This window comes from Erythrobacter sp. JB1-7, assembly GCF_057365015.1.
On record NZ_CP200291.1, the window covers coordinates 419,672 to 444,215 of the forward strand.

The 24,544-nt window shown below is 58.4% G+C and carries 14 protein-coding genes, 1 tRNA gene and 4 pseudogenes; 8 read left to right on the forward strand and 11 right to left on the reverse strand.

What is annotated here, in order from left to right; all coding sequences use genetic code 11:
• Positions 1-51 precede the first annotated feature (51 nt).
• The gene (locus AC0V6W_RS02075; RefSeq protein ID WP_486146675.1) at positions 52-2,397 is read left to right on the forward strand and encodes an ATP-dependent helicase; all 2,346 of its coding nucleotides are present in this window, start codon (positions 52-54) and stop codon (positions 2,395-2,397) included.
• A gap of 7 nt (positions 2,398-2,404) precedes the next feature.
• On the opposite strand, the gene AC0V6W_RS02080 is transcribed toward AC0V6W_RS02075, so the two are convergent.
• The 5 genes and pseudogenes from AC0V6W_RS02080 to AC0V6W_RS02100 all read right to left on the reverse strand — a co-directional run bounded on the left by AC0V6W_RS02080 (position 2,405) and on the right by AC0V6W_RS02100 (position 6,189).
• Positions 2,405-2,866, reverse strand: coding sequence for a hypothetical protein (locus AC0V6W_RS02080; protein ID WP_486146677.1), 462 nt, complete (start codon positions 2,864-2,866; stop codon positions 2,405-2,407).
• Between the two features lie 309 nt (positions 2,867-3,175).
• The gene (locus AC0V6W_RS02085) at positions 3,176-3,391 is read right to left on the reverse strand and encodes a hypothetical protein (protein WP_486151687.1); all 216 of its coding nucleotides are present in this window, start codon (positions 3,389-3,391) and stop codon (positions 3,176-3,178) included.
• A 31-nt stretch (positions 3,392-3,422) separates the two neighbouring features.
• Positions 3,423-3,812: pseudogene (trhA, locus tag AC0V6W_RS02090) on the reverse strand (PAQR family membrane homeostasis protein TrhA); the annotation flags it as partial.
• A gap of 61 nt (positions 3,813-3,873) precedes the next feature.
• Positions 3,874-5,298 (reverse strand): DEAD/DEAH box helicase, encoded by a 1,425-nt coding sequence (locus tag AC0V6W_RS02095; protein ID WP_486146678.1) that lies wholly within the window; start codon positions 5,296-5,298, stop codon positions 3,874-3,876.
• A gap of 222 nt (positions 5,299-5,520) precedes the next feature.
• Entirely contained in the window at positions 5,521-6,189 is a 669-nt protein-coding gene (locus AC0V6W_RS02100; RefSeq protein ID WP_486146680.1) for a hypothetical protein, read from the reverse strand.
• A 159-nt stretch (positions 6,190-6,348) separates the two neighbouring features.
• Between AC0V6W_RS02100 and AC0V6W_RS02105 the strand changes: the two genes are divergently transcribed.
• Both AC0V6W_RS02105 and AC0V6W_RS02110 read left to right on the forward strand, forming a co-directional pair.
• Positions 6,349-7,812 (forward strand): FAD-binding oxidoreductase, encoded by a 1,464-nt coding sequence (locus tag AC0V6W_RS02105; RefSeq protein ID WP_486146681.1) that lies wholly within the window; start codon positions 6,349-6,351, stop codon positions 7,810-7,812.
• A 141-nt stretch (positions 7,813-7,953) separates the two neighbouring features.
• Positions 7,954-8,727: a SapC family protein gene (locus tag AC0V6W_RS02110; protein WP_486146683.1), complete on the forward strand. Its 774-nt coding sequence runs from the start codon at positions 7,954-7,956 to the stop codon at positions 8,725-8,727.
• A 234-nt stretch (positions 8,728-8,961) separates the two neighbouring features.
• On the opposite strand, the gene AC0V6W_RS02115 is transcribed toward AC0V6W_RS02110, so the two are convergent.
• Entirely contained in the window at positions 8,962-10,020 is a 1,059-nt protein-coding gene (locus AC0V6W_RS02115; RefSeq protein WP_486146685.1) for an N-formylglutamate amidohydrolase, read from the reverse strand.
• A 156-nt stretch (positions 10,021-10,176) separates the two neighbouring features.
• Here AC0V6W_RS02115 and cpdR point away from each other — a divergent pair, with 156 nt between their 5' ends.
• The 4 genes and pseudogenes from cpdR (at position 10,177) to AC0V6W_RS02135 (ending at position 14,323) form a co-directional block, all read left to right on the forward strand.
• On the forward strand, positions 10,177-10,566 hold the full coding sequence (gene cpdR, locus AC0V6W_RS02120; protein WP_486146687.1) for a cell cycle two-component system response regulator CpdR: 390 nt from the start codon (positions 10,177-10,179) through the stop codon (positions 10,564-10,566).
• Positions 10,567-10,668: 102 nt separating this feature from the next.
• Positions 10,669-10,743, forward strand: a tRNA-Val gene (locus AC0V6W_RS02125).
• Between the two features lie 421 nt (positions 10,744-11,164).
• A pseudogene (locus AC0V6W_RS02130) lies at positions 11,165-12,386 on the forward strand (NADP-dependent isocitrate dehydrogenase).
• A gap of 166 nt (positions 12,387-12,552) precedes the next feature.
• Positions 12,553-14,323 (forward strand): annotated as a pseudogene (locus tag AC0V6W_RS02135) (cation:proton antiporter domain-containing protein).
• 30 nt (positions 14,324-14,353) lie between these two features.
• On the opposite strand, the gene alaS reads toward AC0V6W_RS02135, so the two are convergent.
• From alaS to smpB, 5 genes and pseudogenes are all read right to left on the reverse strand, one after another.
• Positions 14,354-17,032 carry an alanine--tRNA ligase gene (gene alaS / locus AC0V6W_RS02140; RefSeq protein WP_486146689.1) on the reverse strand — a complete coding sequence of 893 codons (2,679 nt, stop codon included), beginning with the start codon at positions 17,030-17,032 and terminating at the stop codon, positions 14,354-14,356.
• Positions 17,033-17,361: 329 nt separating this feature from the next.
• Complete coding sequence (gene recA / locus AC0V6W_RS02145; RefSeq protein WP_486146691.1) at positions 17,362-18,426, reverse strand: recombinase RecA; 1,065 nt, start codon at positions 18,424-18,426, stop codon at positions 17,362-17,364.
• 183 nt (positions 18,427-18,609) lie between these two features.
• Positions 18,610-21,049 (reverse strand): annotated as a pseudogene (locus tag AC0V6W_RS02150) (response regulator).
• 175 nt (positions 21,050-21,224) lie between these two features.
• The gene (locus tag AC0V6W_RS02155; protein ID WP_486151436.1) at positions 21,225-21,746 is read right to left on the reverse strand and encodes a DUF2062 domain-containing protein; all 522 of its coding nucleotides are present in this window, start codon (positions 21,744-21,746) and stop codon (positions 21,225-21,227) included.
• Between the two features lie 166 nt (positions 21,747-21,912).
• Positions 21,913-22,395 (reverse strand): SsrA-binding protein SmpB, encoded by a 483-nt coding sequence (gene smpB / locus AC0V6W_RS02160; protein WP_486146693.1) that lies wholly within the window; start codon positions 22,393-22,395, stop codon positions 21,913-21,915.
• 141 nt (positions 22,396-22,536) lie between these two features.
• Here smpB and AC0V6W_RS02165 point away from each other — a divergent pair, with 141 nt between their 5' ends.
• Positions 22,537-24,537, forward strand: a complete 2,001-nt coding sequence (locus AC0V6W_RS02165) for an alpha/beta hydrolase family protein (protein ID WP_486146694.1) — start codon at positions 22,537-22,539, stop codon at positions 24,535-24,537.
• Positions 24,538-24,544: the final 7 nt, after the last annotated feature.

Below are 24,544 nucleotides of genomic sequence, written 5' to 3' on the forward strand. Positions count from 1 at the left end.
TGCGCCCTTGCTTGACGGGGCTTCGTTCTCTACCTGTTCACATACAGACCCATGGAAAACACCCTCCCCCAAACCGCCGACGGCCCTCCCCCGCCGCAAGGCAGCGTGCCTGCTTATGCCGCGCGGCTGAACCCGCCGCAGCGCGAAGCTGTGCTGACAACAGAAGGTCCGGTTTTGATGCTGGCGGGCGCAGGCACAGGCAAGACGGCGGCGCTGACAGCGCGCCTGGCGCATCTGGTCGCAACCGGGCGCGCTTGGCCCAGCCAGATATTGTGCGTCACTTTCACCAATAAAGCCGCGCGCGAAATGCGCGAACGCGTGGCGGGGCATTTGGACCCGTCCGGTGGCTCTGGCGGTGACGGCCCAAACGGTGCTGGAATGCCGTGGCTAGGCACATTCCATTCGATCTGCGCCAAGATGCTGCGCCGCCATGCGGAACTCGCGGGCCTCCAATCCAATTTCACGATTATCGACACCGATGATCAATTGCGGCTGTTAAAGCAGCTCATCAATGACAATGATCTGGATGAAAAACGCTGGCCCGCGCGCCAATTGGCGGGGCTGATTGATCGCTGGAAAAACCGGGGGCTGAACCCCGGTGATCTCGATGCAGCCGAAAATGAAGCCTACGCCAATGGCCGCGGCGCAGCCATGTATCAGCTGTATCAGGACCGGATAAAAGCTTTGAACGCCTGCGATTTTGGCGATCTGATGCTGCACATTCTCAACATCTTTCGCGCGCATACAGATGTGCTTGCCGGGTATCAGGACCGGTTCAAATACATTCTGGTGGACGAATATCAGGACACCAATGCAGTCCAATATCTGTGGCTGCGCCTGCTGGCTCAAACGCGCAAGAATATCTGCGTGGTGGGCGATGATGATCAGTCGATCTATTCCTGGCGCGGGGCCGAAGTTGCCAATATCCTGCGGTTTGAAAAAGATTTTCCCGGCGCGCATGTCGTGCGGCTGGAACAAAACTACCGCTCCACCTCGCATATTCTGGGGGCGGCATCCGGCCTCATCCGCGCTAATTCTGAGCGCCATGAAAAATCGCTTTGGACGCAGGCGACCGCTGGCGACAAAGTGCGCGTGATCGGCGTGTGGGACGCGCCCGAAGAAGCGCGCCGCGTGGGCGAAGAGATTGAGCGATTGGAAGGGGAAGGCGCGCCGCTCGATCAGGTCGCCATTTTGGTGCGCGCGCAATATCAGACCCGCGAATTTGAAGACCGCTTTATCCAGATCGGCGTCAATTACCGGATCATTGGCGGTTTCCGTTTTTATGAACGCGCCGAAATTCGCGATGCGCTGGCCTATCTGCGGGTGATTGCCCAGCCGCAGGATGATCTGGCGTTTGAACGGATCTATAATCAGCCCAAGCGCGGGCTTGGCGCGAAAGCCTTGGAAAAAATGCACCAGCATGCGCGCCGCACCGGGTTGCCGCTTGCTGCCGCTTCGCTGGAACTGGCGGACAGCGACGAATTGCCCAAGCGCGCGGCGAACACCATTGGCGGATTGATGCGCAGCTTTCTAAGCTGGCGGCAGGCGGCAGAGGAGATGACGCCAGCGGATCTGCTCCGTTTGGTGCTGGATGAAAGCGGGTATAGCGACATGCTCGCAAACGATCGCTCTCCTGAAAGCGCGGGCCGGGCCGAAAACCTCTCCGAACTCGCCCGCGCGATGGAAGAATATGAAACGCTGGGCGACTTTTTGGAGCATGTCAGCCTGGTCATGGACAATGATCGCGGCGACGCTGAAGAAACCGTCACCATCATGACGATGCACGCGGCCAAAGGCTTGGAATTTGACCATGTCTTTTGCGTGGGCTGGGAAGAAGGTGTGTTCCCCTCGCAGCGCGCGATTGACGAAGGGGGCCTCGCCAGCCTCGAAGAAGAACGCCGCCTTGGCTATGTCGCGATCACTCGCGCGCGGCGGCGCTGCATCATCCTGCACGCTGCCAACCGGCGCATTTACGGTCAATGGATCAGCTCGATCCCTTCGCGTTTTATCGAGGAATTGCCGGACGAACATATCGAGGCGGAAACCACGATGACGGGCGGTGCCAGCCTGTGGCAGGCAAACTGGTCGGAAAACGAAGACCCGTTCGCTCATGTCGCCGCCCAGCGCCCGGCTGCTGCTCAAACGCGCGGGCCCGGATGGCAGCGCGCGGTGGCATCGGGTTATGAGACGAAACAGGTGCGCGTGCGCGAACAGGGCCGATCCGCCGCCAGCTTCGCCAGCCCCCCGCGCCCCGACATCCGCATCGGCGCGATGGTGGAACACGCGAAATTCGGCACAGGCTGCGTGGTGGACCAGGAAGGCAACAAGCTCGAAATCGAATTTGAAGGCGTCGGCACCAAACGCGTGATCGACAGCTTTGTGACCGTGGTGGAGTAAGCGGCAATCAGGGCAATTCCCAATTGCATGTTTTGGCAACTTCACCAATTGCCGCCTTGGCACCAGTTGTATCAAAAATTGCTGTTGCCGGCGATTCATTGTAAGGAACAGTCTGCAAAACCAAACGGTCTGTCTCGACAAGAGCCTTCAAAAAACTGATACTATTCGGTGCAAATGTCGCATCGTTGTCGGTCGATATTGACCACCGCTGTCGTTTCGCGGCTGATTTCCCAATTCGCACCTCAACATATTTGAAGGCATCATACACGCTGCGGCTATCGTCTCCAAGGTAATCATGCCAGATCACGTAAACTTCAGTGGAATTTGATTGGCATCGGGCCTTCAGTTCCACTCGTTCTCCGAAGCGAGCTTGCCCTTGATCCGCAGTCAAGGACGCAACCGTGGTTTGACTATCATCGAGTGGATTGGTTCGGGACCCCACCAACCATTTTCCACGTTGGTCGCCCATTTCCGACAAGGGTGCCAGAACTGCATCACTCTCGTCGGGTGTGTCATCACCGTCTCGTTCGGTTGATCCGTTTTAGCTTTCTGCGAGCGAATCGCCAAGTATCGACAGAAAAATGAGCAGAGCAATTAGGGCCGCGCATCCAATTCCAAGCAGCTTTCCAAAATTGGTCATTCTTCTAACTCCCGAGAAACGAGACATAAATTGTATCGTTCAGCGGTTAATTTAACCTTCTCAAAAGTATACGAAATTGCATTTCGATGCGCTGGTATTGGGCCTGCTTGCCTGACTGCCCCCGCTCACCCCTCACTCTCACCCCGTCACCGCAACCCAGATGCCTGCGAAAAAGCTTGTGCCGCCCAGTGTCCCAAAGGCGTGCCAGATGGGATAGCGGTAGGCCATGCCTTTGCGGCGGTAGAACACGGTGCCTGCGGTGTAGAACAGCCCGCCTGCGGCAATTGCCCATGTCGTAAAGGGCGGCAATTGCGCCCAGAAGCTTGGCAAAGCGAACAGCGCGAACCAGCCCATGCCCAGATACGATACCAGCGACCAGCGCGAGATCCATGTCCTTGCTCACCACTTTGAAAGCGACCCCCATCAGCGCTAATATCCAGATCAAGGTAAGCAGACCGTAAGCGTAAAATGTGCCTGCCGATATTAAGAGCGGGCTGAAAGTCCCTGCAATCACGGGATAAATCGCCGCATGATCCCAGCGGCGCAATCGCGCTCTTAAATCGTGGCGCGGGTGCAGGTGATAGGCGAAAGATATGCTGATCGAAAATATCGCGGCCAGCGCATAGACGCTAACCGCCACCAGCAGCGCTGCCGATCCGCTTTGCGCGGCGCGAAAGGCAAGAACCGCGCTTGCAATGGCAAATCCTGAAAGGCTGACCGCGTGGATGATCCCATCGGCTAAGCGTTCTGCCCGCGTGGTGCTGGGATAGGCCATGGCAAACTGCTTTATCGGTTAAAGGCCGCGCAGGCGGTGTGCTGCGCGAAAATGGCCCGGTCTAACCGCCAAATCCGACATCGAGAAAGCCCGGCTTTGGTCCGTTCCATTCGCCCGGCGCGACGGGTTCGTCATCCTCATCGCGGCGGCGGCTGCGCGATTGGCGCGCAGGCTTTTCCTGTGCCCCTTCGCCTGATTTGTCATCCGAGGAAGCAGCGCGTTTGCGGCGGGGTTTGGGCGCGGTTTCGCCGTCCTCGTCACGTTTGCGATTGCGAGAGCGGGGTTTGCGCTCCTCGCGCTCCTCCCGGCTTTCCGCATCATCCCTTTGCGCGCGTTTCTTCTCGCCCGGATCGGCCAGTTCGACGCGCACATCGTCTTTGCCAAACACCTTGATCTTGGAGCCTGTCAGCTTCTCGACATTGTCGATTGCTTCAGCATCTTCCTTCGCCACAAAGGTGAAGGCGCGCCCTTTTGCCCCTGCCCGGCCCGTGCGGCCAATGCGGTGGACATAATCATCGGGGTGCCAGGGCGTGTCGAAATTGAAAACGTGAGAGACGCCTTTAATATCCAGCCCGCGCGCTGCGACGTCAGACGCGACAAGGATATTGACCTCGCCCGCTTTGAACCGCTCCAGCTCTTTCAAACGCGATCCCTGATCCATGTCGCCATGAATTTCGCTTGAGGCAAAGCCGTAGCCCTGAAGGCTCTTGTTCAGCTCGCGAACGGTCGTTTTGCGGTTGGCAAAGATAATCGCGGTATCGACCTGATCGTGAGCCAAAAGCCAGCGCAAAGTCTCGCGTTTCTTGCGCGCGTCAACGGGCACTTTGAACGCGGTGATATCTTTGTTCGTGGTGGCCGCGCGGGCGGTTTCAATCCGTTTGGGATTGGTGAGAAAGGTCTTGGCCAGCTTCTCAATCGGCGGCGGCATGGTCGCGGAAAACAGCATGGTCTGCCGGGTTTCGGGCAATTTGGAGCAGATGAATTCGATATCAGGGATAAAGCCCATATCGAGCATCCGGTCCGCTTCGTCGATCACCAGCAATTCGCATCCTGAAAGCAGGATCTTGCCGCGCTCAAACAAGTCCATCAACCGGCCTGGTGTCGCGATCAGCACGTCAACGCCTTCGTTCAGAGCTTTCAATTGGTCGCCCATCTGCACGCCGCCGATCAGCAGCGCCATTTTCAGATCGTGGTTCGCGCCGTATTTTTCAAAATTCTCCGCAACCTGTGCGGCCAATTCGCGGGTCGGCTCCAGGATAAGCGAGCGCGGCATCAAAGCCCGCCTGCGCCCGGAAGCCATCACGTCGATCATCGGCAGCACGAAACTCGCCGTTTTGCCGGTGCCCGTCTGCGCGATCCCGATCATGTCCTTCATCATCAGGATGGCGGGGATGGCTTCGGCCTGGATCGCGGTCGGCTCGGTATAGCCCGCAAGGTCCACGGCTTTCAGCAATTCAGGTGAGAGGCCGAGATCGGCAAATGTCATGCAGCGTGTTCAATCTTTGAAAAGGCGATCCCTTTGCAGGTTCTTTTGTATTAAGAAGCTGCGCCGATGATCGGTAAGAAGGCAGAAAGAATGTCTGCCGGGTATGCGCAGAGCAAGAAAGCCTCGCTCGCGACAGCGCCCCTTAGTCGTAAATTCAGCAAAAAGTCAAGAAATCGCCGTGTACGCGTATGGGCAGACCAGTGGGACAGCTGGCGCGCGGGCTTACTCGGTAACTGCGACCAATTGGCGCATCCGTTTCACTTCGCATTTCACCCCGTTGCGGGAATGCAGCCGGTCGCGTTTGACGCAAAGCTTGCCGTCCCTGTTTTTCTCAACATAGAAACCGGAATAGAAATCGCGCGCGCGGCAGGCTTTTTCGAGATTGATCGACATGATTTTCTGATTGCGCATAAACAGCAAAAGCCGATTGCCACTGCCTGTTTGCACGCCCGAAATCTTGTCCACCGCCACGCATTTATCGGTCTTGCGTTCGACATAGCGTGCATTGAGTGACCGGCGCGGCAGGCGCGAAAACAGGTCTCCGCCGCTGCTGCTGGTGCGCCGCGGCGAGATGCGGATGATAACGCGCTGTTCGATGCGGGTCTGGCGCCAGACGGCATGTTGACGGAACTGGCGAACCGGATCGCTGGCCTGTGTAAGTGTTTGCGGATCGGCCGATTTGGCCTGTGAGATGGCCTGTGAAATAGCCTGTGAGATGGCCTGTGATTTGATCTGCGCAGACGCTGCGCGCTGCTCGGATTTGTCGCCCGCATTCCCTTCAGCGGCTTCAATCGGCGCGCCCTCGCTTGCGCTCAGCTCGCCGCTAAGCCCCATGCCAATAGCTGGCACAAGCAGCACTGCGGGTGCAGCGATGGAGAACAGGCTTGGCATTGTGGTTCGGGTTCCCTCCTGAAGATCCCTTAGCCGCAATTTTCGCACGGCTGCATCGCCGCCCTAACATTGATGATTGAACAGCGGCTTAACTGCGCGCAGGCCTCGCGGTAAAAGGCTGGTCACGCGGTGTTATAATGTGGCATAGGCGCAACAATTATGGCGAGCCGCAATCCATCCGAAACTTCCCGCAGCAATGCAGCCTTTCTGGATGAGGCGGCAAAGGTGCTGGGCCCCAAGGGTTTGACGCGCGATCCTGATCTGGTTGAGCCATGGCTGACCGATTGGCGCGGGCGGTATAAGGGCCGCGCGCTTGCGCTGGCATCGCCTGCAAACACGCCCGAGGTTGCTGACATTGTCGCCCTGTGCGCCCGGCACCGGGTGGCGATTGTACCGCAAGGCGGCAATAGCGGCATGGTCGGCGGGGCAACGCCCGATGACAGCGGCGAAGCGCTCGTGCTGTCTTTGCGGCGGATGAATTCAATCCGCACCCTTGATCAGAATGCAGGCCAGGCGGTGGTGGATGCAGGCGTAATCCTCCAAACCTTTCAGGAAGCGGCAGAGGCGGCGGGCATGCGCTTTCCCTTAACGCTGGGCGGGCGCGGATCGGCGACCATTGGCGGACTGATTTCGACCAATGCGGGCGGCACTCAGGTGCTGCGCCACGGGACCATGCGCGCGCAGGTGCTGGGGATAGAAGCGGTGCTGGCCGATGGTCAGATTTACGAAGGGCTCACCGCGCTAAAGAAAGACAATCGCGGATTTGATCTGAAGCAATTGATGATCGGGTCAGAGGGGACATTGGGCATTGTCACAGCGGCAACCTTACGCCTGCTGCCGGCCCCCACTGCGCGGGCGACGGCGTGGGCGGGCCTGACCGGCATTAAAGAGGCGCGCACATTGCTTACCGCAATGCAGGCGGCGATGGGCGATACGCTCGAAGGGTTTGAAGTGGTGCCTGCCCATTGCCTCGATAGCGTGCTTGCTCATGTGCCGGGCAGCCGCTCTCCGCTTACCGGGCGGCACGAATGGAACGCGCTGATCGAATGCGTGGCGGCGCGCGGCGATGATGCCAGCCTTGGCGAAGCGCTTCAGCAGGCGTTGGCGCAGGCGATGGAACAAGGGCTGCTGGACGATGCCGCTTTTGCTGCGAGTGAGGCGCAAGCAGACGCTTTCTGGCACCTGCGCGATTCGATATCGGCGGCAGAGCGCGCTTTGGGTCCGGCGATGCAGCACGATATCTCTGTCCCTGTAGAGACAATGCCGGAATTCATCCTCGCCGCGATCCCCGCAATCGAAGCGGAATTTGCCGGCACGCGCGGCGTTGCCTTTGGTCATTTGGGCGATGGCAATGTGCATTTCCACATCCTTGCCCCTGCCAGCGCAGTGCGCGGCGAATGGGAGGAGACGCAGGGCAAAAAGATCAGCGCGCGCGTGCACGATCTGGTTACCCAGTGGGGCGGATCGATCAGCGCAGAACACGGCATTGGCCAGATGAAAGTGGATGAGCTTGGCCGCCTTGGCGATCCGGCCGCTTTGTCGATGATGCGGCGGGTAAAACACGCTCTTGATCCCGATGGCATTCTAAATCCGGGCAAGCTGGTGCCGCCTGCGCAGGCTTGATCTGCGCATAATCACAGCCGCGCTTGCACCATTTCGGATGAGCGCCTAAAGCCCTCTCCCATCCGGTGATCGGCGCGGGTTTACCCCCATGCCAACACACACCGAGACCAGTTTTTCACCTCTATTTTCGGAGACTACCCCATGGCCAGCGCGCCGCAGCCGCAACTTCCGCTGTTTTACAAAGACCTGCTTCCGCTAAACAGCCGCGATCATGGCGATTGGAAAGTCAGCGCTTTCAGCAACGCCGCTTTCCTTGCCGAAACGCACGCAATTCCGCTCACCGTCGATGAATTTGTCGATGCGCAGCGCAATTACCCCATCGTATTCACCGCTGGCGAAGATCCGTTGCCGATTGCGCTTATGGGTCTGAATGAAGGCGTGAATGTCTTTATTGGGGATGACGGACTGATGGTTTCGGACGTCTATGTCCCGGCCTATGTGCGCCGCTATCCGTTCCTGCTTGCCAAGCTGCAAAAAGACACAGACGATATGTCGCTGTGCTTTGACCCCAGCGCAGATGTCGTGAAAAAACAGGATGATGGCAATGTCCTGTTCGACAATGGCGAAGCGACCGAATACACCAAAGGCGTGCTCGAATTCTGCAAGAAGTTCGAAGAATCCGGCCAGCGCACCAAAGCGTTTCTGGAAGAGCTGAAAAAGCTCGACATTCTGATGGATGGCGAAATTGCGATTACCCGGTCAGACAATCCAGAAAAACCATTCGTCTATCGCGGCTTCAAAATGGTCGATGAGAATAAGCTGCGCGAATTGCCAGCCGAGACGGTTGAGGCGCTCAACAAAAATGGCATGCTGATGCTGATTACCGCGCATATGTTCTCGATGAACCTGATGCGCGTCATCTTTGAAAAGCAATCCGCACAAGGCAAAGTGCCTGAGCAGCAAACGATCAATTGATCGGCTTTCAGGCCTGCAAGCGATCGCGCCGCGAAAATGCTTGCAGGCCTCTTGAAGCCCCGCTTTGCGATACTTATTTTCAGGCCTGAGCGGTCCCCCCTCACTGACCGCTCTGGCGCTGCGCCTTCAGGTGCAGCCCTCCCTGAACCTAGGCCACCTCGTGCAACTTGCACGGGGTGGTTTTTTCATTCTATCAGAGTGTTAGAGGGAAAACTTAAGCCGCAGTGGCAAGAGTTATTCAGCCGCCTGCCGGGCCTGACCCTCACCGCCGAGGCGCGCCGCTTCCCCGCCCAATTCGCGCGCCAGACCGGCCAGCTTGGCTGCCAAAGGTTTCATCGCACCGGTCAGCTCGCTCAAGCGAGTGTCGAGATAGGCTGAACGGCACACTTCAATCTGCACCGCATGCAGGCCGCGCGTGGGCGATGCGTGGCGATCCAGCACATAGCCGCCGGAATAAGGCCGATTATGCGCCGCAGCGATGCCGCTTTCCTCAAGATAGCGCATAGCCCGCGCGATGAAGACATGATGGCACGATGCGCCAAACCTGTCTCCCAGAACAATTTGCGGCGCGGCATCATGCCCCACCGGCGCGCGCAAAGGCGGCATCGAATGCAGGTCAATCAGTAAAGCCGCGCCCCAGATATCGCGAATGCGCTGCAATTCCTGGCTCAAAAATTCGTGGTAAGGCCGGTGAATGCAATCAATCCGGCGATCGAGTTCGGGCCGGTCAATCTGCTGCCGCCATATCTCGCCAAATCCGGGCAAGCGGCGCGGGACCAGTCCCAAACCGCTGCGCGCGCGGCGATTGATCCCGCCAGAATGCGCGCCTGCGGTGTGAGAGCCATAATGCGATTTGCGCCGGGCGGGATCACGCTTTGCCCCCGCGATCATATCCCAATCAACATCTTCGGGCGCGCGGTTCAGATCGAGCATCGCGCGCGGGGCATGCGCCACCAGCAGCCCTGCGCCCGTGGCCTTGGCAATCTCAACCCCCAGCGCATCGACATGGCGATCCTCAAGCCGCAATTGGCCCAGCTCCTCATCACGCATATTGGCCAGCACTGATGGCGGATAAGCGCGCCCGGCATGCGGCACCGCGATCACAATCGGCAGCGGCATGCTGGTGGGCGCGATATAGGTGAACGCTGCTCCCAAAGACGCGCCATCTGCGCCGCCACCCACCTGACCGCCCTGCACTTTCGCCAATTCGCGGCGATACGATGCCGGATGAGCAGAAGTGGGCCGCGCGGCAGACGGCGGGGAGTTTTCGGGGTTGGATGGATTGTCAGCCATTTGCCGGATGTGCTGCCCCGTTTGAGCCCCCAAGTCAAAGCCGCAATGCGCGCTAAACTGTGCAATCTTTACACTTTCACGCGCGGCCATCTCAAAGTGCGACACTTGGCGTTTGAGAGAAAGATTTCTTAACAGCCGCGTGCTAATGGCTCTCGCATGACGCAAACTTCCAATCCCCGCATCCTGTTGGCCGAAGATGATGAGGCCATGCGCACCTATCTGGTGCGTGCGCTTACCAATGCTGGATATGATGTCAGCTCGGTTGACCGCGGCACCGATGCGGTGCCTATGTTGGAGGCGGAAGAGTTTGATTTGCTATTGTCCGACATTGTGATGCCGGAAATGGATGGGATTGAACTGGCGCAGCGCTGCGCGGAAATTTCGCCGCGCACAAAGGTGATGTTCATCACCGGATTTGCCGCTGTGTCGCTGCGCGCAAGCCGCGAACAGCCCCATGCCAAAGTGCTTTCGAAACCGTTTCACCTGCGCGATCTGGTGCTCGAAGTGCAGCGCGTTTTCGAAGAGCAGCGCGAAGCGAGCGTTTAGGCTCTTGCGCTTGCGCGCCAGCTTCGCTAGTTGCGCGCTTCGCTTTGGGCCAGCCAATTGGGATGACCAGTTGGTACAACCGAAGCATTTCGACGATAGTGCGGGCGTATAGCTCAGTGGTAGAGCACTGTATTGACATTGCAGGGGTCGGAAGTTCAACTCTTCCTACGCCCACCATCGTTGACGGTTTTCTGATAGATTGATCCCCGCAAGGGGCCCCATGCCGGAGATACGGTGCTGGATATGCGGTTCCGTCATGGACCGCTTTCCTACACGCCTGCGGCTGGGGTAAAGCGCCCCTCGCAATGCAAGCCGCCTGCCCTCTCCTCTTCGCGCCGATCCGCTGCCTTCAAGCAGGCGCATGCGGTGCGTTTTTGGTGGCAGAGTTTTGTTCGCCAGGACCGTGTAACATGCGGTCCATGTCTCCGGCCATGTCTCGGGCCATGTCTCGGTCCATGTCTTCTGAAGTGTCTGGGGCCTACACGAGTAATAGCCCGCACCATCTTGAACCTTCGCGCACCTCTGCTAGAGCGCGCACAGGGATCACATCAGACATCACTGTTGTGCACAATCACTCTTGTGGGATGAGCAGTTAGCTATGCAGAAAATTCAGGTCAAAAATCCGGTTGTCGAACTCGACGGCGACGAGATGACAAAGATCATCTGGCAATGGATCCGCGAAAGGCTGATCCTCCCTTATCTCGATATTGACCTGAAATATTACGATCTCTCCATCGAAAAGCGCGATGAAACAGACGACCAAATCACTGTGGATGCGGCCAATGCGATCAAGGAATTCGGCGTTGGTGTGAAATGCGCGACCATCACCCCTGATGAAGCGCGGGTGGAGGAATTCAGCCTCAAGAAGATGTGGCGTTCGCCCAATGGCACCATTCGCAACATCCTTGGCGGCGTGGTGTTTCGCGAACCCATCGTGATCGACAACGTGCCCCGCCTGGTGCCGGGCTGGACCGATCCGATTGTGGTTGGCCGCCATGCCTTTGGCGACCAATACCGCGCCACCGACACGCTGATCCCCGGCGCGGGAAAGCTGCGCTTGGTGTTCGAAGGCGAGGATGGCGAGAAAATCGACCTTGATGTGTTCGAGTTCGAGACCGCCGGTGTCGCCATGGCGATGTATAACCTTGACGATCTCGATCCGTGCCTTTGCGCGCGCTTCGATGAATTACGGGCTTGATCGCAAATGGCCAGTCTATCTGTCGACCAAGAACACCATCATGAAGAAGTATGATGGCCGCTTCAAAGACCTGTTCGAAGAAGTGTACGAAGCGGAATTTGCAGACAAGTTCAAAGAAGCCGGGATCCACTACGAACACCGCCTGATCGACGATATGGTCGCCTCTGCGCTCAAATGGTCAGGCAAGTTTGTGTGGGCGTGCAAGAACTATGACGGCGATGTGCAGTCCGATACGGTTGCGCAAGGGTTTGGCTCACTGGGCCTGATGACATCCGTGCTGATGACACCCGATGGCAAAACCGTCGAAGCCGAAGCAGCGCATGGCACTGTCACCCGGCACTATCGCCAGCACGAACAGGGCAAGGCAACCTCGACCAATCCCATCGCCTCCATCTTCGCATGGACGCGCGGATTGATGTATCGCGGCAAATTCGATGAGACACCCGAAGTGGTGAAATTCGCCGAGACACTGGAACGCGTCTGCATCGAGACAGTCGAAAAAGGCTCCATGACCAAGGATCTGGCCTTGCTGATCGGTCCGGGGCAAAACTGGCTGACGACAGAGCAGTTCTTCGAAGCGATTGTGACCAATCTTGAAAAGGAAATGCAAAAGGCAGGGTGATAACCCGCTTTCCTACCTGATAATCGGCGCGTATAGGGTGCCGGGATAAAAGGGGCGGCCATTCCTTTGGGATGGGCCGCCCTTTTCGGTTCAAACCGCATCTGTTCTGGCGCAATCGCGCGCAAGCACAGGTGACTTGGCCCTAAAGGAGCGCTAATTCCGAATTATGGCAGGCGATCTCTCCTTTTCCCCGGTAATGCAGGATGCGCTGGTGATCCTGGGCGCGGCAGGGATTGTCATTCCCGTCTTTGCCCGGTTCCGCGTCACGCCGATTATCGGTTTCATCCTGATCGGCGTGCTTGTTGGCCCCTTTGGCCTTGGCAAGCTGGTCAGCGATATCGAATGGCTGCAATATGTGACCATATCAGACCCTGACAGGCTGACCCCGTTTGCCGATTTCGGGATCATCCTGTTGCTGTTTGCCATCGGGTTGGAGCTGTCCTTCAACCGCCTCTGGCAATTGCGCAAATACGTGTTCGGCCTTGGCTCGCTGGAATTGCTGATCATCGGCACATCGGGCGCGGCGTTCCTGTTCTATGCAAGCGGGATGGATGGCACTGCGGCGCTTTCGTTGGGGTTTGCGCTGGCGTTCTCCTCCACCGCCATTGTGCTGCCGATATCGGGCACCAAAAGCCCGGTTGGCCGCGCGGCATTGTCGATGCTGCTGTTCGAAGACATCATGATCGTGCCGATTGTCTTCATCCTTGGCGCGCTTGCTCCCAATGCATCGGCAGAGGGGGTTTCAGGCCTTACCAACACGCTGATCCAGGGGGGATTGGTGGTTCTGGTCCTGCTGGTTCTGGGCCGTTATGCCCTGCCTCACCTCTTCTCGCAGGCCGCGCGCACCAAAAGCCCTGAGCTGTTTCTGGCTGCCACTTTGCTGGTGGTGATCGGAGCCAGCCTGGCCACCGCTGCCACGGGCCTGTCGCCGATTGTGGGCGCGCTGATCGCCGGACTGCTGATCGCAGAGACAGAGTATCACGGCGAGGTGGAAACGATCATCGAACCGTTCAAAGGCCTAGCGCTGGGCGTGTTCCTCATCACTATCGGGATGAGCATTGACCTCCTCCAGATCTGGGAAATGCTCGGCCCCCTAATGGTCGCGGTGGTCGGCGTGCTGACTTTCAAGGCGATTGTTACCGGTGTGCTTTTACGCCTGATGGGCGCGCGCCGTAGCACGGCGGCGGAAACGGGCGTGTTGATGGCAAGCCCTTCAGAAACAACGCTCATCGTGCTGGCAGCGGCCACCAGTGCGCTGGTGCTTGACCGGGAAACCGCACAATTCTGGCAGATCGTGACGGCGATTGGCCTTACGATCACGCCGCTGCTTGCAAAGCTTGGAAGGGTGATCGCGCGCCGGATCGAAAACGTGCCCGAATTGCCTGAAGAAGACACCGACGCATCACGCACCATCATCATTGGAGGCGGCCGGGTTGGCCGCTTGGTCGCTGATATGATGGGCGCGCATGACAAAGCCTATGTGATCCTCGATTCCGATCCCGATCTGATCGCGCGAGGTCAAACGCGATGGCTACCGCGCCACATTCGGCGATGCAGTGCGCGGGGACGCACTTTCACGGCTTGGCATTGAACAAGCGCCCGCTGTTGTCCTGACAATGGATGAACCCGTTCTGGCGCAGCGTCTGGTCACAAAGCTGCGCGGGGCCTATCCTGAGCTTCTGATCGTTGCGCGTGCACGCGACGGGGATCACGCCGCCGCGCTCTACCGCGCAGGGGCGAGCCATGCCGTGCCCGAAACACTAGAAAGCTCGCTCCAACTATCAGAGGCCGTGCTGGTCGATATCGGAGTGGCGATGGGGCCAGTGATCGCGTCCATCCACGCCAAGCGCGACGAATATCGTGAGACGTTGGAGCGTGATGGCGGTTTAAGCGAAAAGCCAAAACTGCGCAGCGCGGGTGAGGAAAGCACCGCGTAACAGCGCGGCGCTCTCGGCCTTCGGTTAATCCTACCCCACCAAAGCCGCTTTCACCGCCGCGATGGCCGCATCCGCTTTGCCGCCATCGGGACCGCCGCCTTGCGCCATATCGGGCCGTCCGCCCCCGCCCTTGCCGCCCAGCGCTTCGACCCCGGCGCGCACCAGATCGACCGCGCTGGTGCTTCCCGTCAGATCATCGGTCACTGCAACCGCAATGCTCGCCTTGCCATCATTGACAGCGACAATCGCTGCCACCCCAGAACCGAGGCGCTGCTTCGCCTCATCCAGCAGCGGCCGCAATTCCTTGGGGCTTAGGCCTTCGATCGCCTGGCCGGAAAACTTAACCCCGCCCACGTCCTCATCGGAAGCAGATGCGCCGCCCCCATCGCTGCCACCGCCGCCGCCAAGCGCCAGAGCTTTCTTCGCTTCCGCCAGCTCTTTCTCGAGCCGTTTGCGTTCTTCAAGCAAGGCGGTGATCCGCGCTGGAACCTCATCGGGAGCCGCCCGAATGGCGCTCGCAGCTGCTTTTAGCGCATCCTCGCGGGCCACCAGCCACTGGCGCGCGGCATCTCCGGTCAATGCCTCAATGCGGCGCACGCCCGATGACACGGCGCTTTCCGAAATGATGCGGAACAAAGCGATATCGCCCGTCGCGCTCACATGCGTGCCGCCGCACAATTCCACTGAGAACTCGCGACCTTCATCGCCTGCGCGGCCCATGGCCAAAACGCGCACTTCATCGCCGTATTTTTCGCCAAACAAAGCCAAAGCGCCCGCTTCGACCGCGTCATCCGGGCTCATCAAGCGGGTTGAAACGGGCTGATTGGCGCGGATTTCCTCGTTCACGTCCGCCTCAATCGCAGCGATATCGTCATCGGTTAAAGCGGAAGGATGGGAAAAATCGAAACGCAAACGGTCCTGCGCCACCAGCGATCCCTTTTGGGTCACATGTCCGCCAAGCCGATTGCGCAAGGCGGCATGGACAAGATGCGTGGCGGAATGGTTAGCGCGAATACGGTCCCGTCTGCCCGCATCAATATCAAGCTGGACATTGTCGCCCACCGCAATCTCACCCGCCTCAATCACAGCATGATGCGCGTGGAGCCGGCCGAGCGGTTTTGATGTATCGGTGACTTTCGCCGTCAGTCCTGCGGGGCTTGTGATGGTGCCGGTATCGCCCGCCTGCCCGCCGCTTTCGCCGTAAAACGGCGTTTGGTTTGTGATAATCGTCACTTCATCGCCTGCGCCAGCGCGATCAGTTTCTGCCCCGTCCTTGACCAGAGCTGACACCTTACCGCTCCCCTGCACTGCGGTGTAGCCGGTGAATTCGCTGGAGCCTTCGCGTTCCGCGATATCGAACCAGACCTCACCCGAAGCCGCTTCGCCTGACCCTTTCCATGCGGCACGCGCTGCCTCTTTCTGGCGCGCCATGGCAGCATCGAAGCCGGTTTTATCCACCCCAATCCCGCGAGCGCGCAACGCGTCTTCGGTCAAATCATAGGGAAAGCCGTAAGTGTCGTAGAGCTTGAATGCGGTTTCGCCTTCAAGCTCGCCGCCTTCGCTGAGCGACACGGTTGCCTCGTCGAGCAATTTGAGCCCCTTATCGAGCGTTTTGCGGAACTGCGTTTCCTCGCGCAGCAACACTTCTTCGATAAGCGCCTGACCGCGCGGTAATTCGGGAAAGGCCTGACCCATTTCCGTGACCAGCTGGCCTACCAATTTGTGCATCAGCGGAGCATCGGCGCCCAGCAAATGAGCATGACGCATCGCCCGGCGCATGATCCGGCGAAGGACATAGCCGCGGCCTTCATTTGACGGGAGCACGCCGTCCGCCATCAGAAAGCTGGATGAGCGCAAGTGATCCGCGATGATACGGTGGCTTGCGATCTGTTCCGAGGATGCCGCTTCGCCGGTAATGGCCTGCGATGCGGCGATCAGCGCTTTGAATGTGTCGGTGTCGTAATTGTCATGCACGCCCTGCATGACGGCGGCGACCCGTTCGAGCCCCATGCCCGTGTCGATCGACGGGCTGGGCAAATCGCGGCGCGTGCCATCGGCGCTTTGGTCGAATTGCATGAAAACGAGGTTCCAGATCTCAACGAAGCGGTCGCCATCTTCGTCCGGGCTGCCGGGAGGGCCGCCGGGTATGTGTTCGCCGTGATCGTAGAATATCTCTGAGCACGGGCCGCACGGGCCTGTATCACCCATTGACCAGAAATTGTCATTCGTGGAGATGCGGATGATGCGGTCTTCGGGGAGGCCCGCGATTTTGCGCCACAGATCGAAGGCTTCATCATCGGTGTGGTAAACAGTCGCAGTGAGTTTATCAGGCGACAGCCCCCATTCGCGGGTGAGCAGCGTCCAGGCGTTTTCAATCGCTTGTTCCTTGAAGTAGTCGCCGAACGAGAAATTGCCGAGCATTTCAAAGAATGTGTGATGCCGCGCGGTGTAGCCGACATTGTCGAGATCATTGTGCTTACCGCCTGCGCGCACGCATTTCTGCGAAGATGTCGCGCGCGGCGAAGGGGGTGTTTCAAGGCCCGTGAACACATTCTTGAACGGCACCATGCCAGCATTGACGAACATCAGCGTCGGATCGTTGTGGGGCACCAGAGGTGCGCTTGGCACAATGGCGTGATCGTCTCTGCCGAAGAACTCAAGAAATGAGCGGCGGATATCGTTGGTGGAAGTTAGAGTGCTCGAAGACATGCATCGGCAGTTAGGCAATCCAAGCCGGGCCGACAAGCCATTGCGGTCAATTCGGCACAATCGGCACGGACTACGCTGTTACCGGATGCGCAATGGCGAGCCGCTGCCCCCGCCGCAGCACCCGACACTGCCGCCGTTGCCGCCGCAACTACCGCCACCACTATCGCGAATGGGCGCGCCAAACGGAAAACCGGCCCATACCCGCAAAGGACATGAACCGGTGTTCCATTTTCCCGGACAATCGAGCGGCGCAATTTACGCCAAGACTTACGCCAGAGGGCTAAAGCGCCCTGCCCGAGCCAGCGATACGCCAGCTATCCGCTTGAAGATCAGCTGTCAGGCTCCGCGTCCGGGCCTGTCATCATCTCTTCGGCGACTTCATCGGTGCGGCCACGGATAGCGGCTTCCAATTTGTCGCAAACTTCGGGGTTTTCGGTGAGATAGGTTTTCGAATTTTCCCGGCCCTGACCGATGCGAACGCTGTCATAGGAGTACCAGCTGCCTGATTTCTCCACGAGGCCCGCTTTCACACCCAGATCGAGTATCTCACCCTTTTTGGAGATGCCCTGGCCATACATGATGTCAAATTCGACCTGCTTGAACGGCGGCGCCACCTTGTTTTTCACCACTTTGACGCGGGTGGAATTGCCGATCACTTCGTCGCGGTCCTTGATCTGGCCAGTGCGGCGAATGTCGAGGCGTACAGATGCGTAGAATTTCAGTGCATTGCCGCCCGTGGTTGTTTCCGGGTTGCCATACATCACTCCGATTTTCATGCGCAGCTGGTTGATGAAAATCACCATGCATTTCGACCGGTTGATTGACCCTGTCAGCTTACGCAGCGATTGCGACATCAGCCGGGCCTGAAGGCCAACATGACTGTCGCCCATTTCGCCTTCGATCTCTGCACGCGGAACCAAAGCCGCCACCGAATCGACCACCAGCACATCAATCGCATTGGAGCGCACCAGCGTATCGGTGATCTCAAGCGCCTGTTCGCCTGTATCGGGCTGCGAGACGATCAGTTCATCAATATCCACGCCCAGTTTCTTGGCATAGACCGGATCAAGCGCGTGTTCCGCATCGACGAAAGCCGCCGTGCCGCCTGCTTTTTGCGCCTCCGCAATAACATGCAGTGCAAGCGTGGTTTTACCGGAGCTTTCAGGGCCATAAACCTCAATCACGCGGCCTTTGGGCAGGCCGCCTATTCCAAGGGCAATATCAAGGCCGAGCGATCCGGTTGAAATCGCTTCAACCTCCATCGCCTCTTTCGAGCCCAGCTTCATCGCTGACCCCTTGCCGAAAGCCCGATCTATCTGCGAGAGCGCAGCATCGAGCGCTTTTTGACGGTCCACGCCTTTTTCCTTTTCCACCAGCTTAAGTTTCGCAGACATCGCACGGCCTCCTTAGGTTCACCAGAGCCATTAAGAGATTTTATTGGCCCCCTCTGTGGATACACTATGTACCGCGTTTGTTCCAAAAGAACAAGAGGGGAACGTATTTTTATTTCCAACACAGCGAATATCGCCTCAACGGCAGCGGTTGAAAGCGATCTAACCTATTGCGAAACAATACCTTTATGCGTCCTTGGCGGCTTGCAGCACCGCGCCGACTTTATCGCCAATCGCCGCAACGCTGAACGGTTTGGCGATGAAATGCATATCGGGAATGTCGATATCCTTGCGCAATTGTTCCTCGGCATAGCCGGACATGAACAGGATCGGCATGTCAGGCAGCCGCTCGCGGATGGCGCGAACCATGGCGGGGCCGTCCATTCCGGGCATCACGACATCGCTGACAACGAGGTCAAACGCTTTGCCTTCTCCGATCGCGGCCAGCCCTTCTTCGCCGCCGGGGCATGCGGTGACTTCGTATCCTGCGCGGGTCAAAGCGCGTTCCGCGACCGCGCGGACCATGTCCTCATCTTCCACCAGCAGGATCGATCCGCCGACTGACCAATCGGATGACGGGGCAGGCGCTTTGGCCTCTTTGCGTTTGGGAACCTCGCCGCGGTGGACGGGGAAATAGACGGTAAAGCGCGCGCCTGTTGGCTGGCCGTTCTTGTCCATCACATTGTCGGCAAAGATAAAGCCGCCCGATTGCTTGACGATGCCATAGGCGGTCGACAGGCCCAGCCCCGTGCCTTTGCCCTGTTCCTTCGTGGTGAAAAAGGGTTCGAACAATTTGGGCAGCACATGCGGGGGTATCCCGCCGCCTGTATCCTGCACCAACAGCACGGTGTAATCCGCCGCTGGCAGCACTTCGGAGCCGAGCTTCATCACCTCTTTGGCTTGCATGGACCGCGTGAACAGCGAGATGCGCCCGTCCCCGCGCCCGGTTTCCTGAATCGCATCGCGCGCATTGACAGCCAGGTTCATGATCACCTGTTCAAGCTGCTGAGGATCGGCACGCACCGCACCCAGATCGCGGTCATGCTGGACATAATAGGTGATCTGTTCGCCCAGCAGCCGCTTGATCAGCGGGCTTACCTCGCTCACCACATCGGGCAATTGCAGGATTTCCGGCCGCAGGGTCTGCTGACGCGAAAAGGCGAGCAATTGGCGGGTCAAGGACGCGGCGCGGTTGGAGTTCGCGCGGATCTGCTGGATGTCATCATAATCGCTGTCGCCCGGCGTGTGCCGCAGCAGCATCAGATCGCAGGTGCCAATAATCGCGGTCAGGACATTGTTGAAATCATGCGCAACGCCGCCTGCCAATTGGCCGACCGCCTGCATCTTGGTGGCCTGTGCGACCTGGCGTTTGAGCTGATTTTCCTCCGACGAGATCGGTCAAGCTGACAAGCACCGCTGCCTCGCCCAATCCGCGCACACCTGCCAGCGAAAGCGAGACCGGTTCATCGGGCCGCGCGGACAGACGCACCGCCATATCGCCGCTGGTCGCTGGCCCGCGGCCATGGCGGCGCACGGCATCGGACAGCGCCGCTTTATCTTCGCGCACCACCAAATCAGTAGGGAAAGATGGCAGCCCGCGCCCTTCGCGTTCGACCACGCGCAGAAATGCCTGATTGCCAAACAGGAACCGGCCATCGCGGTCTGTCATTGCAAGGCCCAGCGGCAATTGCGCAAGCAGCGCGTCAAGCTGCGATACGCCCGCTTGTGCTGATCCATCCCAGCCGCTGCCAATGCCCACACCGCTATCGACCACCAGCATCAATGTGGTCGTGTCATCCGGGCCAGCTTCGCCCGCTGATACGGGCCGGGTTTCCAGATCCACCAGCGGCACATCGATCAGCGTTTGCGGAGTGCCGCCCCGCCCTTCGCGCGTGAAGAACAGACGCTCTCTTTCATCAGAGCGCAGGAAAGAGACAAAATCCTGCCCTGCCAATGTCGCATTCGGATCGCCCGCAGCGCGTTCGGCAAAGCCGCTGCTGACGGATCGCACAATGCCATCAGCGCCAGTGATCGCGGTCTCAATCCCTGCCCGGCTGAGCATTTTGCCAAAAGCGCCGCGCAGATCGAGTTCGGCCAAAGTCTCTTCGCTTGAGGAAAGCAGTTTGGTGAACCGCCAGATCAGGTGATCCTCTCCCCGGCCGGCGCGGTGCGCAATCGCGCTCCACAAAGACAGATCGGCGGGGTTTTCGATCTCCTCAACGCCTGCCGATCCATCGCGCCAGGCTTCTCTGGCCGCTTTGGTGATCGCCTCCAGCCCTGCGCGTTCGAGCGGGAGAGCCGGCGGCGCGTTTTCGATGCCAAAGCTCTGCGCAAACGCATCATTGGCGCAGACCAGCCTGTTGGCCCTGTCGGTGATGGCGATGGCTTCTCCCGATTTCTCGCTCATCGCCTCTATCGCAGCGATAGTGACTGACCAGTCGGCGGCGCCTGCCTCGATTGGCTGAGGGGCGACGCGCATATGTTCGAGCGCAAATACTCCGCCAACAAGGATGACTAACGCAAAAGCAAACACCAGCGTCATCGCGAGGCTGGCGGTGACGACGTAAATCAGCCCTGCACTTGCCAGGATTGCGGCAAGAAAGCCTGCGACCAGAGTGCGGCCCATGACAGGCACAGGCTGAACTATACCATGGGCCAATCCAAGGCCGAGCCCCGGCTGAGCGGGTGCAGAAGATGCAGAGGGGATGGAAGACAATTTGCTCACGCGCGCCTGCTTGCTTGCGAAGGATGTTCAAACGGAAAGCTGCCCGGCTGATCCCTTCTTCGGATTGGCGATTGTCTTACTGAGAGTTGCGACGGCGGTCGAGCCGGGTTTCCATTTCTGCCAGACGTTTTGCCCGCCTGCGTGCAACCAGCACGCGCCATCCCGCGCTCGAAATCAGGTAACCCAGCGAAGATGTGACAACTGCCAGAACGACAAAGCCAAGCACGGTCGTGCCCGCAAGCTCAAAGAAATCGGTGAGCCAGCTCCACGTGTCGCTGTTCAATTCCTCCTCGGCGACGGCGTCAAATTCGATGAACAATGCGCCCACGCGGTTGGCAACGACTATCCAGAAAGGAAAAGTGAACGGGTTGGTGATGAAAGTGACCAAGGCTGCCAGCGGCACATTGGCGCGCATCGGCAAAGCCAGAAATGCAGAAAGGAATATCTGGCCCACCGGAATGATAAAGGCGGAAAACAATCCCAAAGCGACCCCGCGCGGGACTGAGCGGCGAGTGAAACGCCACAATTCAGGCGAGAGAAAACGGTGCGCAATGGGCGCGAGATATTTGTTGTTCGCCAATTGCTCACGCGATGGCATGAACCGGCGGATCGTATCCGCACCCCAGGTCTTGGAGCCTGCTTTCGAGCGTCTGGGAGCGCCGGGTTTTTGCATCAGGACATCAGCGTTTTCATGCATGCGATATGGGTAGCGCATCCCTTATGACCAGTGGGTGAATCGCGCTATTTATATTTTGCGATAAACCTCACCCTTTTTCGCGCATCAACCGTGCCTTGTCGCGTTTCCAGTCGCGTTCCTTGGTGGTGGCACGTTTGTCATGCGCCTGCTTGCCTTTGGCGAGTGCCAGTTCAACTTTCGCGCGGCCCTGCCCGTTGAAATACACCGATAAAGGCACCAGCGTCATGCCTTTGCGCTCAACCGCGCCGAACATCTTGCCAATCTCGCGTGCGTTCAGCAGCAATTTGCGCGGACGGCGCGGTTCGTGGTTCTGGCGGTTGCCGTGGCTGTATTCCGGGATGTTTGAATTGATCAGCCACACCTCGCCGCCTTTTACCTCGGCATAGCTTTCCGCAATCGTCGCCTCGCCCGCGCGCAGAGCTTTCACTTCTGTCCCCTGCAAAGCGATCCCGGCCTCAAACTTATCCTCGATATGATAATCAAAGCGCGCACGGCGATTTTCCGCGACGGTTTTGATCTTATCGAAAGTCTTGGGTTTGGGGCGTGCCATGATGAAACGCGACATAGGGATTTTGGCGCAATTGGCAAACCATGCGCGCGTTAGCTATTGATTTTACGAGTTTGTTCTTGAAACTGACACACAATTTGGCTCTACTTTGGGCTTGGGGCTATTTTCTAAGGGGTTTTACAAATGCGTTCGTCTGTTGTCGCTCTGTTGTGTGCGATGTCTTTGCCTGTGCTGTCGCTGCCAGTGGGCGCTGCGGCTGAGGATGATGCCAGCGCCGCCGCGTTGCAAATGCCCCCGCTCGAAGAATATGGCAAATTGCCCGATGTAGAGCGTACTGCGCTGTCACCATCGGGGAACCGGCATGCTCTGGTGGCGACCGTTCAGGGCCAGCGCGTGCTGCTTGCGGTTGAAAACCAGACCGACCCGATCAAAATCGTCAAAGTCGGCGATATGAAAATCCGCTCCATCCGCTGGATTGGCGAAGATCGCATTTTGATGGTGACCAGCCAGACTCAGGATCTCGGGCGCAATTTCACCACCGATAAAGCCGAATTCGACATCGCGACCGTCATCCCAATTCCTGCAGATCAAGAAAGCGCTTTGATCTTTGGCAATGTGAAAAAGGTCTACAACTCGATCATAGGAATTCACGGCATCCGCAAAATTGGCGGCACGCATTATGGCTTTTTCGGCGCATTGGAATTCAAGAAGGATCGCCGTGGGGGATCAAACACCTCGCGCTATTTTTTCGATCATGGCCGCCCGCATCTTTACAAGGTCAACCTCGAAACACTCGAAGCGACAAAAATGCAAAACGCTGCCCGTACCAATGAAGGGCGCGACTGGTTGATCGATGAAAAGGGCGAAATCGCGTTTCGGCGCGATGTCAATTACACTACAGGCGCTTGGTCCATCACCAATGCGCAAGGCAAAACGGTCGCCAAAGGTCAGCAGGAGCGCGCATCCATCGGCCTTCGCGGGCTGACCAATGACGGAAGCCGCGCGATCTACCGCGTCACTGTCGATGATGAAGACGCGCGCGGCAATTGGTTTACTATCGGTCAGGATGGCGGCACCCCCACCCCGTTCCTTGAAGGCATTGAGTGTGAGACCATTCTCTATGATCCCGCAACGGGCCGAATGATGGGTTACACCGTGGGCGAGGACGACAATGAACGCCACATCTTCACCGACAAAACCTTGCAGGAACGCGCCGAGCGGGTGCGCAAGGCGTTTGCATCGTTTGAATCATGGATGTCAGGCTGGACCAGCGATCTTTCCGATGTGATCGTGCGCACCAGCGGCAATGGCGATTCCGGTACCTATTACGCGGTCGATCTGGGCACATCGCGCGCCAATGCCATCGCTTATGAAAGGCTGGCGGTTGAACCCAAGCATGTCGGCAAAATCAGCACGTTTGAATACACCGCCTCAGATGGGCTGGAATTGGACGGCATTTTGACATTGCCGCCCGGCCGCGAAGCGAAAAACCTGCCCGTTGTCATGCTGCCCCATGGCGGACCGCATTCTTATGACACGCCAACCTTTGATTGGTGGGCGCAGGCATTTGCATCACGCGGTTATGCGGTGTTCCAACCCAATTTCAGAGGGTCAACCAATCGCACTGTGGCCTTTCGCCGCGCGGGATATGGCGAATGGGGCCGTAAGATGCAGACGGACAAATCAGACGGCCTGAATGCGCTCGCCGAAGCCGGAATTGTCGATCCCAGCCGCGCATGCATCGTGGGGGCCAGCTATGGCGGATATGCTGCCCTTGCTGGTGTCACGCTGCAACAAGGCATTTATCGCTGCGCAGTCGCGGTCGCGCCGGTCAGCGACATCAACGATATGTACCGCGAAGATTACCGCGCATCGGGCCGGGATCGCACCACCAAAATCGCGCTGCGTGAACAATTGGGCGATCCATCGCGCTGGAAAGAGGCATCCCCGCTCCAATTTGCTGATCGGGCCGATGCCCCCATCATGCTGATCCATGGCGAGGATGACACTGTGGTGCCCTATAGCCATTCGTCGAAAATGGCGGACAAGCTGAAAGACCACAAAAAGCCGTATGAAATGGTCACGCTGGAAGGCGAGGACCATTGGCTTTCGCTATCAGCCACCCGGCAGCAAATGCTGAAAAAAGCGGTCGGCTTTGTCGAAAAGCACAATCCGGCGGATTAAACACCAG

Coding starts and splice junctions, on each gene's coding strand:
- AC0V6W_RS02095 (WP_486146678.1), bottom strand. CDS start 5,298: ATGACATTTGCCGATCTCGGCCTCTCACCTGAATTGCTGAAAGCCGTG.
- AC0V6W_RS02085 (WP_486151687.1), bottom strand. CDS start 3,391: ATGGGCTGGTTCGCGCTGTTCGCTTTGCCAAGCTTCTGGGCGCAATTG.
- AC0V6W_RS02110 (WP_486146683.1), top strand. CDS start 7,954: ATGGCCAGCGCGCCGCAGCCGCAACTTCCGCTGTTTTACAAAGACCTG.
- AC0V6W_RS02165 (WP_486146694.1), top strand. CDS start 22,537: ATGCGTTCGTCTGTTGTCGCTCTGTTGTGTGCGATGTCTTTGCCTGTG.
- AC0V6W_RS02100 (WP_486146680.1), bottom strand. CDS start 6,189: ATGCCAAGCCTGTTCTCCATCGCTGCACCCGCAGTGCTGCTTGTGCCA.
- smpB (WP_486146693.1), bottom strand. CDS start 22,395: ATGGCACGCCCCAAACCCAAGACTTTCGATAAGATCAAAACCGTCGCG.
- alaS (WP_486146689.1), bottom strand. CDS start 17,032: ATGTCTTCGAGCACTCTAACTTCCACCAACGATATCCGCCGCTCATTT.
- AC0V6W_RS02075 (WP_486146675.1), top strand. CDS start 52: ATGGAAAACACCCTCCCCCAAACCGCCGACGGCCCTCCCCCGCCGCAA.
- AC0V6W_RS02080 (WP_486146677.1), bottom strand. CDS start 2,866: ATGGGCGACCAACGTGGAAAATGGTTGGTGGGGTCCCGAACCAATCCA.
- AC0V6W_RS02115 (WP_486146685.1), bottom strand. CDS start 10,020: ATGGCTGACAATCCATCCAACCCCGAAAACTCCCCGCCGTCTGCCGCG.
- AC0V6W_RS02155 (WP_486151436.1), bottom strand. CDS start 21,746: ATGCCATCGCGTGAGCAATTGGCGAACAACAAATATCTCGCGCCCATT.
- AC0V6W_RS02105 (WP_486146681.1), top strand. CDS start 6,349: ATGGCGAGCCGCAATCCATCCGAAACTTCCCGCAGCAATGCAGCCTTT.
- recA (WP_486146691.1), bottom strand. CDS start 18,426: ATGTCTGCGAAACTTAAGCTGGTGGAAAAGGAAAAAGGCGTGGACCGT.
- cpdR (WP_486146687.1), top strand. CDS start 10,177: ATGACGCAAACTTCCAATCCCCGCATCCTGTTGGCCGAAGATGATGAG.